Source organism: Acinetobacter sp. CY05 (assembly GCF_059515805.1).
In genome coordinates this window covers 165,360-180,759 of the sequence record NZ_JCAKMW010000002.1, presented here as the reverse complement: position 1 = coordinate 180,759, position 15,400 = coordinate 165,360, and the positions used below count along the sequence as shown (strand labels likewise).

Annotated in this window: 15 protein-coding genes and 1 pseudogene; 7 read left to right on the top strand and 9 right to left on the bottom strand. The window is 41.4% G+C overall.

The genetic code is table 11. The annotated features are described in order from the left end of the window. Positions 1-58: 58 nt before the first annotated feature. Positions 59-1,048 (bottom strand): LysR family transcriptional regulator, encoded by a 990-nt coding sequence (locus AC5YCD_RS03280; protein WP_496128683.1) that lies wholly within the window; start codon positions 1,046-1,048, stop codon positions 59-61. A 569-nt stretch (positions 1,049-1,617) separates the two neighbouring features. On the opposite strand from AC5YCD_RS03280, the gene AC5YCD_RS03275 reads away from it, so the two are divergent. Further along, entirely contained in the window at positions 1,618-3,219 is a 1,602-nt protein-coding gene (locus AC5YCD_RS03275) for an isocitrate lyase (protein ID WP_496128682.1), read from the top strand. A gap of 63 nt (positions 3,220-3,282) precedes the next feature. On the opposite strand, the gene AC5YCD_RS03270 is transcribed toward AC5YCD_RS03275, so the two are convergent. Next, positions 3,283-3,738 carry a copper resistance protein NlpE gene (locus AC5YCD_RS03270; protein WP_496128681.1) on the bottom strand — a complete coding sequence of 152 codons (456 nt, stop codon included), beginning with the start codon at positions 3,736-3,738 and terminating at the stop codon, positions 3,283-3,285. A gap of 221 nt (positions 3,739-3,959) precedes the next feature. Between AC5YCD_RS03270 and AC5YCD_RS03265 the strand changes: the two genes are divergently transcribed. Then, the gene (locus AC5YCD_RS03265; RefSeq protein ID WP_496128680.1) at positions 3,960-4,538 is read left to right on the top strand and encodes a 1-acyl-sn-glycerol-3-phosphate acyltransferase; all 579 of its coding nucleotides are present in this window, start codon (positions 3,960-3,962) and stop codon (positions 4,536-4,538) included. A 27-nt stretch (positions 4,539-4,565) separates the two neighbouring features. Here the strand turns inward: AC5YCD_RS03265 and AC5YCD_RS03260 are convergent, their stop codons facing one another. Next, on the bottom strand, positions 4,566-4,892 hold the full coding sequence (locus AC5YCD_RS03260; RefSeq protein ID WP_496128679.1) for a hypothetical protein: 327 nt from the start codon (positions 4,890-4,892) through the stop codon (positions 4,566-4,568). A gap of 121 nt (positions 4,893-5,013) precedes the next feature. Beyond that, complete coding sequence (locus AC5YCD_RS03255) at positions 5,014-5,775, bottom strand: 3-oxoacyl-ACP reductase (RefSeq protein WP_496128678.1); 762 nt, start codon at positions 5,773-5,775, stop codon at positions 5,014-5,016. A gap of 415 nt (positions 5,776-6,190) precedes the next feature. On the opposite strand from AC5YCD_RS03255, the pseudogene gltP reads away from it, so the two are divergent. Beyond that, a pseudogene (gltP, locus tag AC5YCD_RS03250) lies at positions 6,191-7,492 on the top strand (glutamate/aspartate:proton symporter GltP). 31 nt (positions 7,493-7,523) lie between these two features. Here gltP and AC5YCD_RS03245 read toward each other — a convergent pair. Beyond that, positions 7,524-8,270 carry a sulfite exporter TauE/SafE family protein gene (locus AC5YCD_RS03245; RefSeq protein ID WP_496128677.1) on the bottom strand — a complete coding sequence of 249 codons (747 nt, stop codon included), beginning with the start codon at positions 8,268-8,270 and terminating at the stop codon, positions 7,524-7,526. Between the two features lie 185 nt (positions 8,271-8,455). Here AC5YCD_RS03245 and AC5YCD_RS03240 point away from each other — a divergent pair, with 185 nt between their 5' ends. Continuing rightward, positions 8,456-8,665, top strand: coding sequence for a hypothetical protein (locus AC5YCD_RS03240; RefSeq protein WP_496128676.1), 210 nt, complete (start codon positions 8,456-8,458; stop codon positions 8,663-8,665). Positions 8,666-8,690: 25 nt separating this feature from the next. On the opposite strand, the gene rsmD is transcribed toward AC5YCD_RS03240, so the two are convergent. Beyond that, positions 8,691-9,245: a 16S rRNA (guanine(966)-N(2))-methyltransferase RsmD gene (gene rsmD / locus AC5YCD_RS03235; protein ID WP_496128675.1), complete on the bottom strand. Its 555-nt coding sequence runs from the start codon at positions 9,243-9,245 to the stop codon at positions 8,691-8,693. 5 nt (positions 9,246-9,250) lie between these two features. Then, on the bottom strand, positions 9,251-11,230 hold the full coding sequence (gene mrdA / locus AC5YCD_RS03230; protein ID WP_496128674.1) for a penicillin-binding protein 2: 1,980 nt from the start codon (positions 11,228-11,230) through the stop codon (positions 9,251-9,253). Positions 11,231-11,498: 268 nt separating this feature from the next. Between mrdA and AC5YCD_RS03225 the strand changes: the two genes are divergently transcribed. The 3 genes from AC5YCD_RS03225 to AC5YCD_RS03215 all read left to right on the top strand — a co-directional run bounded on the left by AC5YCD_RS03225 (position 11,499) and on the right by AC5YCD_RS03215 (position 13,798). After that, the gene (locus tag AC5YCD_RS03225) at positions 11,499-12,815 is read left to right on the top strand and encodes a hypothetical protein (protein ID WP_496128673.1); all 1,317 of its coding nucleotides are present in this window, start codon (positions 11,499-11,501) and stop codon (positions 12,813-12,815) included. A 66-nt stretch (positions 12,816-12,881) separates the two neighbouring features. After that, a complete protein-coding gene (adk, locus tag AC5YCD_RS03220) occupies positions 12,882-13,541 on the top strand; it encodes an adenylate kinase (RefSeq protein ID WP_496128672.1) in 660 nt (219 codons plus the stop codon). 74 nt (positions 13,542-13,615) lie between these two features. Then, on the top strand, positions 13,616-13,798 hold the full coding sequence (locus AC5YCD_RS03215; RefSeq protein ID WP_496128671.1) for a hypothetical protein: 183 nt from the start codon (positions 13,616-13,618) through the stop codon (positions 13,796-13,798). Between the two features lie 21 nt (positions 13,799-13,819). Here the strand turns inward: AC5YCD_RS03215 and nth are convergent, their stop codons facing one another. Then, positions 13,820-14,527, bottom strand: coding sequence for an endonuclease III (gene nth, locus AC5YCD_RS03210; RefSeq protein ID WP_496128670.1), 708 nt, complete (start codon positions 14,525-14,527; stop codon positions 13,820-13,822). A 1-nt stretch (position 14,528) separates the two neighbouring features. Beyond that, positions 14,529-15,323, bottom strand: a complete 795-nt coding sequence (locus AC5YCD_RS03205) for an RnfABCDGE type electron transport complex subunit B (protein ID WP_496128669.1) — start codon at positions 15,321-15,323, stop codon at positions 14,529-14,531. Between the last annotated feature and the right edge of the window lie 77 nt (positions 15,324-15,400).

Below are 15,400 nucleotides of genomic sequence, written 5' to 3'. Positions count from 1 at the left end.
CATTTTCTTTACGCGGCTAAAAAAATGCAAGCATTAAAAAATGCTGTTTGAAAACAGTTTAATACTGCGAAAATTGTGAATTGTTGAGTAAATACTCACGATTTTCTTCTTCAATCATCTGGCGGGCGACATATAAAATTAATTGGCGTAACCAGCGATGTGCAGGATGATGATGAAGCAGTGGGCACCATGCCATTTTTAACTCAAATTCTGGAATGTAAAATGGCGGGTCTTTAATGAGTAAGTTTTGGCTCTTAGCTTGTAAACGCGCAATACGACTTGGTAAGGTTGCCACCAAATCTACATTAGACGCCAATAAGCCTGGCATTTGATAATGACGGGTAAATACTGAAATTTTACGTTTTTGCCCAATTCGCTCTAAAGCTTGGTCAATCCAACCTAAGCCTGCTTGTTTTTCTGGATTTACGCCAAAGCCAACGCCCATACCCGTTTTAGACACCCAAATATGCTGTGCATCTAAATAGCTTTTAAGATTTAAGTTATTGGCAGCAGGATGTTTAGGATTGAGTAAGCAAGAGAAACTATCGCGCCAAACTAATACTTGGTGGAAACTTTGCGGAATTTCATTAAAGCGGTTAATGGCAAGATCGACCTTACCTTGTTCCATGTCACGATAAGACACATCACTTGGGGTCAAAAAGTCCAATACCACATTCGGTGCTTCAGAGCGCAATGCTTTGACTAAACGTGGTACTAAAGTTGCCTCAGCATAATCTGAGGTCATAATTCTAAATACACGATTAGAGGTATAAGGACGGAATTCAGTACGTGGCTCTAGAATCATGGAAAGATCGGATAAAGCATCACGAATACGTGGTTGTAACTCTAAAGCACGTTCAGTGGGGGTCATGCCTTCAGATGAACGAATCAATAAAGGATCATTAAATAAATTACGCAAACGGCGCAAAATATTACTCATGGCTGGTTGAGTAACCCCAAGTTGCTCTGCAGCACGGGTGACATTTTTTTCGCGAAGAAGTACATCAAGATAAATCAGTAGGTTGAGGTCGACCCGCTCCAGATTCATAAAAAAAATACCGAGAATAAAATTATGAAATTACCTCAGATTATGCCATAAGCAGGCCAATTTGTGTAAGAAAATGCTGAAAAAAAAGCCATGTTTTTTTTGTATTAATGCCAATAAGCACAGCGCTAACAAGGTGTTAAGAGCAAGTGATAGGCTTATAAATAAGCTAAAAAAATAATCTACCTTTTGTTTAAAAAATAATCCTGATAGCTAACTGCAAAAAATACAAGCAAGACCAAGATAAGGAGCTAAAAAGGCACTTATTAAATTAAAAAATCCCTTTAAGACTTAGGTCTAATGATTAAAAATAATACAAAAATAAAAAAGTTGAAAAAATTAAAATGATAAAAAACAAATATTTAAAAATCAATATCACGCAAAGTATACGACTTTTAGCTACATATTTTTTAAATAAATAATGATAATTCTTGCAGACTATTGGATTAAATTTTTCAAGCAAACTAATCTGTATCCAATGCAACGAAGCGCTCATAATCTAAACAAGTACATGAGGGTAAGATTTTAGCAAATCGTTGGGAAAAGTCCTAAAATTAATACAGGGAAATATCATGACTACATATCAAACAGCGATCGATGCAATCCGCGAATTAAAAGCAAAATTCGGCAACACTTGGGCAGACATCTCTCCTGAAGATGCTGCGCGTATGCAACTGCAAAACCGTTTCAAAACAGGTTTAGACATCGCGAAATATACAGCTGCGATTATGCGTCGTGATATGGCTGCTTATGATGCTGACTCTAGCAAATACACTCAATCATTAGGTTGCTGGCACGGTTTCATCGCACAACAAAAAATGATTGCCAACAAAAAATACTTCGGTACAACTGAACGTCGCTACATCTACCTTTCTGGTTGGATGGTTGCTGCACTTCGTTCTGAGTTTGGTCCACTTCCTGACCAATCTATGCACGAAAAAACTTCAGTTCCTGCATTAATCGAAGAAATCTACACCTTCTTACGTCAAGCAGACGCAAAAGAATTAAACGACTTATTCCGTGCACTTAAAAAAGCACAAGAAGCTGGTGACACTGCGAAAGCTGCTGAAATCACGTCACAAATCGACAACTTCCAAACTCACGTTGTGCCAATTATTGCGGACATCGACGCAGGTTTTGGTAACGAAGAAGCAACTTACTTACTTGCGAAGAAAATGATCGAAGCAGGTGCTTGTGCACTACAAATCGAAAACCAAGTATCTGACGCGAAACAATGTGGTCACCAAGCAGGTAAAGTAACTGTTCCACACGAAGACTTCATTGCGAAAATCCATGCGCTTCGCTATGCATTCTTAGAAATGGGTCTTGATGACGGTATCATCGTTGCACGTACTGACTCTGAAGGCGCTGACTTGACTCAAAAAATCCCAGTGGTTAAAGAGCCAGGCGACATCGCTTCTCAATACATCAGCTATTTAGACACAACTGAAATTGATATTTCAGAAGCGCAAGAAGACGAAATCTTAATTAAACGTGATGGTAAACTTCACCGTCCTAAGCGTCTTGCTTCTGGCTTGTATCAATTCCGTGAAGGCACGCAAATTGACCGCGTTGTACTTGACTGTGTAACAAGCTTACAAAACGGTGCGGATCTTCTTTGGATCGAAACTGCAACACCAAACGTTGCTGAAATCGCTCACATGGTAAACCGTGTACGTGAAACAGTGCCAAATGCGAAACTTGTTTACAACAACTCACCTTCATTCAACTGGACCTTAAACTTCCGTCAACAAGCGTACGATCGTTGGGTTGCTGAAGGTAAAGATGTATCTGCATACGACCGCGCTAAATTAATGAGCGCTGAGTACGACAACACTGAATTGGCTGCTGAAGCTGATGATAAAGTACGTACATTCCAAGCAGATGCTGCGCGCGAAGCAGGTGTGTTCCACCACTTGATCACACTTCCAACTTACCACACAGCAGCGCTTTCTACTCACGAGCTTGCTCAAGGTTACTTTGGTTCTGAAGGTATGTTGGCTTATGTTGCTGGCGTACAACGTAAAGAAATCCGTGGTGGTATCGCTTGCGTGAAACACCAAGCAATGGCAGGTTCTGACATCGGTGATGACCACAAAGAAATCTTCGCTGGTGACAACGCGCTTAAAGCGGGTGATGACGCGAAAAATACAATGAACCAATTCTCTGCTTAATCTTAAGCATTGATGGACCCAAAAAACCCAGCCTAGGCTGGGTTTTTTAATGCTTATGATAAATTACATATTTTTCATGAGCTTATAGTTCAGCTGAGTATCCAAGTTTTTGCCTGTTTGCATATCACGTAATTCTACAAAATTTTCACCAATAAAGAATTTACGCTTTTGACCTTGTTCATCTAAAGTAATGACATTGCTTTGCTCGGCATCAAAAGTAAAACTGCCTTTGGCTTTAAACTCATTACTTTGTTTGCCTCGATACTCTTCTGACAGCTCGTAAGTATTATTGGCTTTGAGTTCTAGCTCAGTTTCAATCCCTTCACAGTCCGCGCAAGGCAATACACCTTTATAGTCACCGACCCAATTTAAGTCATTGGCACTCGTTGGCATGCTGGCAGCTTGGCTTTCAGTGTTGGTTGTTGTGTTATTCATGGCTTCGGTTTTGTCAGCAGGTTTAGAACATGCTGTTAAAGTCAAAATCGTCATAAGGCAAGCAGAGAGCAGTTGAATTTTCATTATGGTTATCCTGATTTAGTTTTTGGTCTGTAGCTCTCTAATTTTGGCGAAGATTGTCTAATTTAAACAGTTGCTTTTGTGCAAATTTTGTACTCATTTGATTTTATTTAGGCTGTTATTTTTAAATGTTGCAATGATCTGGAAGGTTTTTGAGCACAATATGCAGTGATCTTTCAACACAAGCTGTTAGAATCAGCGCGAAATAAAATTGAGGTAGGATCATGTTTGAAAAATTGGCAGAACGTAGTTTAAATGCACTCGGCTGGGAAATCGACAATCATTGGCCACTCGATTTAGATCAATGTGTGATGATTGCCGCACCGCATACCAGTAATTGGGATGCCTTATATGCGCGTTTAGCACTAAAAGCTTTAGGCGTTCATGTACGAATTACCATTAAAGACAGTTATATGAAGTTTCCGTTTGGTCCCTTTGTTCGTGCCATGGGCGGGATTGGCATTAACCGTGCGCCCAAACAGGCCGGTGAGGCGCGCCCAAGTATGGTACAGGTGATGTCTGACTTATTTAAAACCCATCCTAAACTGGTGATGTTGGTGACTCCTGAAGGTACACGGGCACGCCAAACGCATTGGAAAACTGGTTTTTATCATATTGCTGTTAATGCCGGAGTGCCGATTGCTTTGGCCTATATGGATTATGATAAGAAAAAAACAGGGGTGGGTAAAATCATTTACCCAAGTGGCAATATGGAACATGATATGCGTGAAATTATGCAGTTTTATGCACAGATCTCGCCTAAATTTCCTCAAGATTTTAGTGTCGATCAACGTTATTTATAAAAAAACAGGGCAGATCGCCCTGTTTTTTTAATCTGTTTTTACGGGTATGCCACCTAAAGCCTGACATGCACTATGATATTTTTTATATTGTTGCTCAACCATATTGGACAAGGAAAGATGTAAATCATAGTCACCTTGTTTATAGGCTTGAATATATTCTTCAGCCTTAGTGCGACTCGCCGCTAAACTTTGTTGGTGATAGGTGGTAATGGCACTATGTGCAATTTGATTACTTTCTACATTACGGCATTGAAACTGTGCAAGTAACTCTTCTGCACGTTGAACTTCGTGTGATGCACCAAATATGCAGCCACTCAGCAGCAAGGTTAAGCTGAATATAAAGCTAAGTTTCATGAGCAGAGGTTAAACAAAAGGATGGCGCCAATTGTATAAATAATTATAGCTAAAAAAGACGCTCTTGTTTATCAACTGCTCAAAAAATAGGATGTTATTCACATAAAAGCAACATCAACAGCTACCCTTTGACTAAGCCGCCATCGACAATTAAATTTTGTCCGGTAATGGCGCGTGCATAAGGTGATAAAAACATCAGCACTGCCGCAGCAAAATCCTCAGGTGTAATGACTTTTTGGATTGGGGTTGCAGCTGCAATAAAATCAAAGACCGCATCAGGGGTGGCAGAACTGGCATCGGTGGCTTGTAACAAACCACCTGAGAGCATATTGACATGAATACCAAAGGCACCTAATTCATGTGCGCTGGTACGGGTAAACGCCAACAACGCAGCTTTAGCACTGATATAGTCGTGATAAGGCACCACAGGATTTTGGACTAAGTTGGTGCCAATGTTAATGATGCGACCAAAATGTTGGGCTTGCATATCGGTTAAAGCCGCTTGGGTGGTATGCAGGGCGGCTTTTAATGCGCCATCAATTTGATTTTGCATCGTGCTCCACTTTAATTCATGGATTTTTGGCCGCGCATCGCCATTAAAACTAAAATTTACCAAGGCATTATTTACAATAGAGCTAATGGCTTGACCAAAATGTTGTTTAGCTGCAGCAAATAATGCCATCACTTGTGCTTGATCTGTAACATCAGCTTGATAAATAAAAACCTGTTGCGGAAATTGTGCCTGTAATTGCTGTGCTTTGGCTTCACTTCGATAATAATTCACCACCACACGGGCACCTTCTTGCAATAGCGCTTGGCTAATGGCTAAGCCTAAACCGCGTGCACCCCCTGTTACCAAGACAATTTGCTGCTGAATTTGCATGACATCAATCTCTTAAAACTTAAGCGACTTCACCATAACAATATTTATCTTGCAACAAAAGTATTTTGGCGCTTAACACTGAGTAACCACTACATACCGTTGAATCAGATTAACCATTTACCGAATAACAATTCGTAAAATCAATCACTAAACTTTGATTAACCTATAAACGAAAGTATTTGTGTTTTAAATGAATGTTGATTTTTGCATTGAATTATTAACTTAAACTGAAAAAAATCTAGGCAAATAAATTCGATTTATCCAAAATTATCGGCTCATTTTCTGTATTGTCCGCACAATTCATCTATCTTTTATGATAGCCAAAATCCGTTTTCCGAGCGATTAAATCTAAATATTTAATTGTCGGATAGTTGCGGACATTTTTTCTCCCATTGTATAAATTCTAGAGCGAAGTATGAAAAAACTGAAGATGAGCCTGGCATGGCCAATCATTATTGCTCTTATTTTAGGTATTGTGCTTGGGTCTGTACTGCACTAATTATCTAAATATCGCGAAACACTTGTTACGAATGTCTTAAACCCATTAGACTCTATTTTTATTAGCTTAATTAAAATGATCGTCGTGCCATTGGTGGTGTCGATGTTGATTTTGGGTATTGCCAGTACCCATCATGGTCATCAGTTAGGCAAGTTGGGCTTTCGTACCATTGTTTATTTTGAAGTCATTACCACTGTTGCGATTTTAGTGGGTCTGGTGGCGGCCAATGTATTCCAACCGGGTGCCGGCATTGATATGTCAAGCTTGACTCAAGTAGATATTTCAAAGTACCAAGATACGACCCATCACGTCAGTAAATAATCTCATGGTTTAATTCAAACTGTCTTGTCGGGAATTCCGTCTAACTTTTTTGCTGCCTTAACCAGTGGTCAGATGTTGCCGATTATTTTCTTTTCGGTGATCTTTGCTGTGGGTCTTGGCCAATTACCGCAAGACACCAAACAACCTTTAATTAATGTATTGGTTACAGTGTCTGAAACCATGTTTAAAGTGACACATATGATTATGCTCTTTGCACCGATTGGTGTATTTGGTTTAATCGCAGCGACTGTGGCCAATTTTGGTTTTAGCTCATTATTGCTATTAGTAAAATTGGCTGCATTAGTTTATGCCGCCATTTTATTCTTTATTTTTGGTGTATTGGGTTTTGTGGCCAAAATGTGTGGTTTAAATATTTGGACGATTATTCGTATTTTAAAAGATGAATTGATCTTAGCTTATTCAACTGCCAGCTCTGAAACGGTATTACCGCGTGTGATGGAGAAAATGGAAGGTTATGGCGCACCAAAATCCATTACCAGCTTTGTAGTACCCATTGGCTATTCATTTAACCTAGATGGTTCAACACTGTATCAAAGTATTGCAGCCATCTTTATTGCCCAGCTGTACGGGATTGATTTGACACTGGGTCAACAAGCAGTTTTGGTCCTCACCTTAATGATCACCTCTAAAGGGATTGCAGGCGTACCGGGTGTATCTTTTGTGGTATTGCTGACAACTTTAGGCAGTGTGGGGATTCCATTAGAAGGTTTGGCGTTTATCGCAGGAATCGACCGAATCTTGGACATGGCGCGTACTGTCCTCAATTTAATTGGTAACGCCTTGGCGGCACTGGTGATGAGTAAGTGGCAAGGTGAGTTTGATGCTGAAAAACAAAAAGCCTATGAGCTTGAGTATTTAACTGCAAAAGTAAAATAAGCCCAATAGGGAAGTCCAAGGGCTTGCCTATTTATTGAATAAAGCTATATAAACTGGTTATGGTTAGAAACAGCCCTGAACTAAATAATAGAGCCAAAACAACTTGCTTAAAGCGTTGTTCTGAAATTTTATAAAATAAACGTGCACCTAAAATGGCAGGTATGCTTACGCTCAGTAATAACACCCCAATATAGGGGAAATGGCTAGGGTTTAAAGTGCCTTGAGCAAGGTAAACAGCCAAAGTGAAGATTTGAATGGCAAAATTAAAGTGCCTTAAAATATAGCGTTGTTCAGCTTTTGGGAGCTGTTTGAGCATTACCCAAGCTGAAGGTAGGGCGCCACAAAAACCGCCCAATCCGCCTAATATACCGCCCAAAAAACCGATGCTGTTATCTGCATAGCGTCCGCTATGTTGCAAGATCTTAATTTGAGGGTTAAATAACATGAGAGGACTCCACAGCAACAAAAAAATGCCGAGTGTCAAACGAAAGGCCTGAGCATTGACCAAGTCAAGCAAATAAGTCCCTAAAGGTACTGCAATTAAACCTGCCAAAACATAAGGCACAAGCAATTTTGGGTTCAATTTGGGGGCACTTTTTTCCTGTAATAAGGAAATCAGATGACACCATACTGAAGCAAAGACCACTAAAGGCGCAGCCAATTGAGGTGGCAAGGCCCAAATCCAAAAAGACATAGCAATCAGCGCAAAGGCAAAGCCGGTTAATCCTTGAATAAAGCCTGCAACCAGCGCACCGAGAATAAATAGGCTCCACAACATACGGTACACTCATCTAAAGCGTTGAGTGTAATGGAGTTTGTCGTTGGTCTTTAAGCAAATTGTGAACATACTCAGCAACAAAACATATAAAGCAGCAGGTGTTGTACCAGATCACAACATAAGCTACTTAGAATCTCGCATTTTGAGCTGGACAATAAGCTGTCATATCAAAAAAGGAACTTGCGATGTTAAAAACACTTTTACTCAGCTCAGTGATGGGTGTAATGCTAACCGGCTGTGTTGTGAGCCCTTATGATGATCATCCACGTGGTCAATATCAGCATAAATATGACTCTAAAACACCAGGCGAAGGACGTTATAAAAACGCACATAAACGTGATTGGAATAATTCAGATCGACGTTATAAAAATCACAAAAATGAACATCGACGTTAAAAAAAGGCTGCAGCTGCAGCCTTTTTTAGGCTTGTTTTTGGTATAAACCGGCACGTACCATACCTGCCTTGGTATTTTTAAGCAATTGCCATGTAGCTGGTAATTGCAATTGGTTTAAATCTCGATCTGCTTCGACATAAATCAAGGCTTTATCGTTGATTAATGGATCGGCCAAGTGAGCCAGTTCTGTCCATAAATCAAGACCATAAGGTGGGTCTAAAAACACCAGGTCAAATTGTTCTTTTAAACTGGCTAAAGTGTGCTGTGCCGTGCTAATTTTGAGTTTAGCGCGTTGATTGGTGACTTTAAGCAGTTCTAGATTATCTTTTAAAAACTGAGCTTGGGTTAAATTAGGTTCAATCATCACCACCGATGCTGCACCGCGTGATAAAGCTTCAAAACTTAAAGCTCCTGAACCTGCGCATACATCTAAAACGCGAGTATTTTGAACATCCCACATTAACCAGTTAAATAAGGTTTCACGGACACGGTCTGGGGTTGGGCGTAAGCCTTCAATGCTGGCAAAAGGCAATTGGCGACGTTTCCAGTCGCCACCAATAATACGCAATTGATTTTTCATAACAGTTAATCTCGTTGTGTCGCAGCCGGCGTGCTTGGCAGCGCATTTTGATCGGCTTGTAAAATGTTATTGCCACTTGGTAGATCACTTGGTTTAAGACCTGCAGTCATTAAGCCACCGCTAATTTGCGCACCACTTGGACGGATTGGATCTTTATTACGCTTGAGTAACCAATAATCAAAGATCGGACGTGCAAGGGCAGTGGCTGCACTACCCCCACGACCATTTTCTAAGATCACTGCAATGGCAATTTCAGGTTTTTCCGCTGGGGCAAAGCCCACAAATAAACCGTGATCGAGCTGACGGTCGGTGAGGAGTGCTTCATTATAGCGTTTACCTTGGGCAATACTTTTGACCTGTGCGGTACCGGTTTTACCAGCAATTTGGTATTGTAAACCGCTTTTAATGCCTTTACCTGTGCCCGATTGAATCACGTCCACCATGGCTTCGCGCATTTTAATCCAATCTTCAGGTTGACCATTAAAGTTGATTTTGCCATTGGTGCCATTATGCACTTTAAAGTTTTTGGCACCGCGACTCTCTCGTAGCACATGCGGGGTCACTTTAGAGCCTTGATTGGCGGTAATGGCGGTAGCCATGGCCAATTGCAGTGGGGTAGAGGTAAATGCACCTTGACCGATACTAACCGAAATGGTTTCGCCTTTGAGCCATTTGGCTTCGCGAGTACGCATTTTCCATTCTGGATTTGGATACAAGCCACTACTTTCACTTGGTAAATCAATGCCAGTCTTCTCACCAAAACCAAATTGGCGCATCCACGCATTCATTTTTTCAATGCCCATGCGATACGACAAGACATAGAAATAGGTATCACAAGACACCACTTGTGCCTTATGCATGTTGACACTGCCATGCCCGCTTTTTTTATGGTCACGGAAACGGTGACTATCACCTGGTAAAGTAAAGTAGCCTGGATCTGAAATGGCAGTTTGCCAATTGACATACCCATAATGAATGCCACCTAAACCAAACATTGGTTTAATGGTAGAGCCTGGCGGATATACCCCTTGAACCGCGCGGTTATACAGTGGCTGATCAAGATTGTCGCGTAGTGCTGAATAATTGGTGGTACTAATTCCAGTCACAAATAAATTGGGGTTAAAGCTTGGGCTTGAAACTAGGGCCAACACCTCACCGGTATTGGGATCCATGGCCACAATTGCGCCACGACGACCGGCCAATTGCTCTGATGCTACAACTTGTAGACCATAATCTAAAGATAAAAACAGATCATTACCGCGAATCGGATCTTTACGACCTAAATGGCGCAGCACATTACCAAAGGCATCGGCTTCGACGGATTCATTGCCGGGTACACCGTGCAGCAAATCTTCATAAGATTTTTCGACGCCAATTTTACCAATCAGGTTGGTTCCAGCGTAGGCATCTTTATCAATCTTTTTTAATTCTTTATCGTTAATGCGACCGACATAACCAATCACATGGGCAAATAATTCGCCATGTGGATAATAGCGGGTCATTTGAGTTTCAATATTTACCCCAGGAAACTGATATTTAATTTCACTAAATTGGGCAATATCTTGCTCAGTCAAATTGAGCTTAATTGCGACACGCTCAGTTTTACGCGAGGTTTTAATACGACTTTGAAAGCCTTTGATATCCTCTTCAGTTAAATTTAATACCGGCGTCAAACGTGCCAAAGTCGCGTCAATGTCATCAACATCAGCACGGCTGAGGGTTGCTGAAAATACCGGATAGTTATCAGCCAACAAAATCCCATTGCGGTCATAAATGTAACCGCGTGCTGGGGCTAGAGGTTGTAAGCGGATTCGGTTTTTATCAGAGGCTGTATTAAATTCTTCATAACTGATAATTTGTAAGTAAGCGTAACGCGATACCAACAACACTAAAAAGAACAGCACAATCCCCATAGAAATAAAAACGCGATTGCGAAAAATGCGCTTTTCTAATTGAACATCTTTAAGGGGCAAGTGCTGTTTCATACGCAATCGGCTTTGAAGTGGGGATCGAAAAAACGAAGAGGCATATTCTAGCGCATATCTATATCTTTTGTGCCGCTGTCACGCAAAATGTTTACTTTTTCTCAGCCAAGCCTCGGCCATGAATTGGCTCGACTTATACATTTTCGCAACACAGCTAGGTGACGACTGCTTAAAAAAATGGTTATGATAGAGCAGCTTAATGGAACTACCGATGACATTAGCGCAATTTTTGGCCTAAACCACCCCAAACCATAGTTGGAATTCTTACATGCTTGAGCACATCCATGAATTGTGGCTTGCGTTTTTAAATCGACCCGATTTTTGGGCAGTACTGAGTATTGTACCGGTGACTGCATTTGTCACCTGGGCGCATGTGTGGATGGCACTCAAAATGGTATTTTTCCCCGTCAACTTTTGGGGTTTTCATCTTGGGCCAATTCCGGTGGGTTGGCAGGGGATCGTGCCGCGTAAAGCGGGACACATCTCTGGCGTCATTACCGATAATGCCTTGTCTAAACTTGGCTCACTACAAGAATTTTTACAAGCCATGGACCCTGAAGAAATGGCAGAAATTATTGGTGTGCAGGTTGATGCTGACCTAGAAAACCTCATTGAAGAGGTGATGATGGAGCGTAATCCTATTTTGTGGGAAAACGTCCCTTATGCCATTAAACGTCGTATTTTTGCGCAGGCTCACAAACAGCTACCCGCGATTTTAAAAGAATTAGTGACTGAACTGACCATGAATGTTGAAAGTTTAGTCGATATGCGTGAGATGATTGTGCGCCGTATGGAAAGCGATCGCCGTTTAATGGTGCGCATGTTTTTAACGGTGGGTCAAAAAGAGATTAATTTTATTTGGCATATTAGTGCCTTGATTGGCATGGTGTTTGGTTTGTTCCAAATGATCGTGTGGTTTGTGGTGCCTTGGCATTGGACGGTTCCCTTTTGGGCGGCCATATGGGGCTTATTGACCAATTGGATTGCCATTTGGATGGTGTTTAATCCAATGTTGCCACATCCAGTGCGTTATCCACAGTTTTTTGAACGGACGCAAGACCGCAGTTTCCCTTGGATTAAACCCGTCGTACCACGTATAGGCAGCTACAATATTCAAGGCGCCTTTATGAAACGCCAAGATGAAGTGTCTACGGTATTTGCCAAAATCGTGACCGAAGAGCTCATTACCTTAAAAACAATTATGACCGAAATGATGTATGGTAGTCGCAAGGATCGCACACGCCGTATCGTTAAGCGTCATATTAACCAAATTATGGACACCCCACTGGTACGCACAACATTGCAGCTGTCTTTAGGGCCAAAAGAGTACGCAAAACTCAAGACAGACTTGATTGATCGCTCAATTGAAATTACGATGGTGCCTGTATGCGACCCAGCCTTTAATGCGAGCCGTGCACAGAAAATCTATCAAATGTTCCGCGATCGTATTCGAGACCTAACGCCACAAGAGTTTCAAAATCTATTGCGCCCTGCTTTTCAGGAAGATGAGTGGATTTTGATTGTATTGGGGGGAGTGACCGGATTTTTCGCCGGTTTAATACATTTGTTTGTGGCTTTCTTATAAAATCGATGCTGACAGGCCAATCGCTTGAAGTGTCATATACATGTTAAACATGAGGATGTTTTTATTATGCGCATTATCTTACTCGGACCACCTGGAGCAGGTAAAGGTACACAAGCTCAGTTGATCTGTAAGCGCTACAATGTCCCACAAATTTCAACCGGTGATATGCTCCGTGCTGCAATTCGTGAAGGATCAGAACTCGGTCTACAAGCTAAAAGCGTGATGGAAAGTGGTGGTTTAGTTTCAGACGAACTCATCATTGGCCTAGTAAAAGAACGTATTGCGCAGCCTGACTGTGTAAATGGCTGTATTTTTGACGGTTTCCCACGTACGATTCCGCAAGCCGAAGCGTTAGAAAAAGAAGGTATTAATATTGATCACGTGATTGAGATTGATGTACCTGACGAAGAAATCGTACAACGTCTTTCAGGTCGTCGTCAGCATCCTGCATCTGGCCGTGTTTACCACATCGTTTATAACCCACCAAAAGTGGAAGGTAAGGACGATGAAACAGGTGAAGACCTGGTACAACGTGCTGATGACCAAGAAGAAACCATTCGTAAGCGTTTAGGTTCATACCACGCTGAAACAGAACAATTGGTTGGCTTCTATCAAGGTCGTGCAGCATCTGGTGAGAATGCACCAACTTATGACAAGTTAAACGGTTTACGCCCAATCGAAGAAGTTCAAGCCGATCTTTTTGCGATTTTAGGTGAAGCAGAATAAGTTTTTTGACTTGTTTTGACATTAAAAGAGTCCTAAGTCATATTAGGGCTCTTTTTTTGTGTTGAGAATTGGATGTGCTAAAAATTGGCGCGATTTTATTGGTAGTGATCGGCATCATTTTATTATTGGGCTTGATCTACGTCAGCTTTAAAATGTTACGTCAAACGCAGCATCAGCAGCGTGAACAAGGCGTCAATAAAGACTATCAACTGCACCCAAAACTACAACAAGAATTAGAAAAAAATAAGAAAAAATAAGCTTCAAAAAAATATCGATGCTTATGCATCGATATTTTTCACCAAAATCGGTTTACTGGCACCAAAATCAAACCGATCAGGCCAGTTGCATACATCACTCACCACACATTCATGGCATTTGGGCTTGCGTGCAATACAACAATAACGCCCATGTAAAATCAGCCAGTGATGTGCATCTAACATAAATTCTTTTGGAATCACTTTGAGTAAGCGTTGCTCGACTTCAAGTACATCTTTACCTAAAGCTAAGCCAGTACGATTACCTAAACGGAAAATATGGGTATCGACCGCCATAGTCGGTTGTCCAAAAGCAGTATTCAGCACCACATTGGCAGTTTTACGCCCCACACCAGGCAGAGCTTCTAAGTCTTTACGATTGTTAGGCACTTGGCTGCCATGCAGCTCAATCAGCATTTTACAGGCTTTAATGACGTTTTCGGCTTTGGAATTATATAAGCCAATGGTCTTAATATATTCCTTTAAACCATCGACGCCTAAGGCATAAATGCTTTCTGGTGTATTGGCTACTTTAAACAGTTGATCCGTGGCTTTATTGACGCTGACATCTGTGGCTTGTGCCGATAAAGTGACTGCCACCAAAAGTTCAAATGGGCTCGAAAAATTAAGCTCAGTGGTGGGGTTTGGGCGTTGTTCACGTAAGCGTTCAAAGAAAGTTTGCACTTGCTTTTTAGTCATATTTTTTACAGGTTTGCCGCTGCTGGTGAGCATATTATTCTCCCTGTAATGCTAAAAGCTGTTGATTTAAATTGGCCAGTAAAGCACGTTTATTGGCATCTTCGCGTACGCTCAATTGTTTTTCTAACTTTTTAATTTGGGTGCGTACTTTGGCCAGCTCAATAGTGCTTTTGGCATCCAAGATTTTAACTAAATCATTTTTCTTTTCAATAATTTGAATATGAGGAACTTGATCGCTGACTTGTGAAAATTGTGCAAACAGTTGGGTATCAATTTCAGCCCGTACTACAGGGCCTTTACGATCTAAACGACGTTTTTCCTCGCGTTGAATATGCGCATAATAACGCGCGCGTAAGTCGTTTTGTTGTTGCGCACGCTCACGCTCATTAGGTACAGGTTTGGGGTCAGGGATTAGGTCAATACAGTCGACAGGGCAAGGTGCAATACATAGTTCACAGCCGGTGCATAAATCACTTAACACGCTATGCATCAGTTTACCTGCACCTAAAATTGCATCTACAGGGCAAGCGCTAATGCATTTGGTACAGCCAATACATTCATCTTCGCGAATCACGGCTTTCATTTGCTGTGGACGACCATCGCTTTGAATCGGCCAAACACTTGGCGCTGCAGTTAATTTAGGGCGGGCTAAAATTTCGGCCAACGCATCTGCCACTGGCTGGCCACCAGGCACACATTTATTGGCATCTTCTCCTTCGGCAATCGCTTTGGCATACGGTAAGCAGCCGTCACGGTGACCACAGAGTCCACATTGGGTTTGCGGTAATTGAGCATCGAGATGTTGAATCAGAGAAATTTGAGCGTTCATAGCGTGATCTTGCCCATCGGCGCAACAAGAATTAATCAGGAGAAGAAAGTGTGCATATTAGCATGTTTTTAAATGAA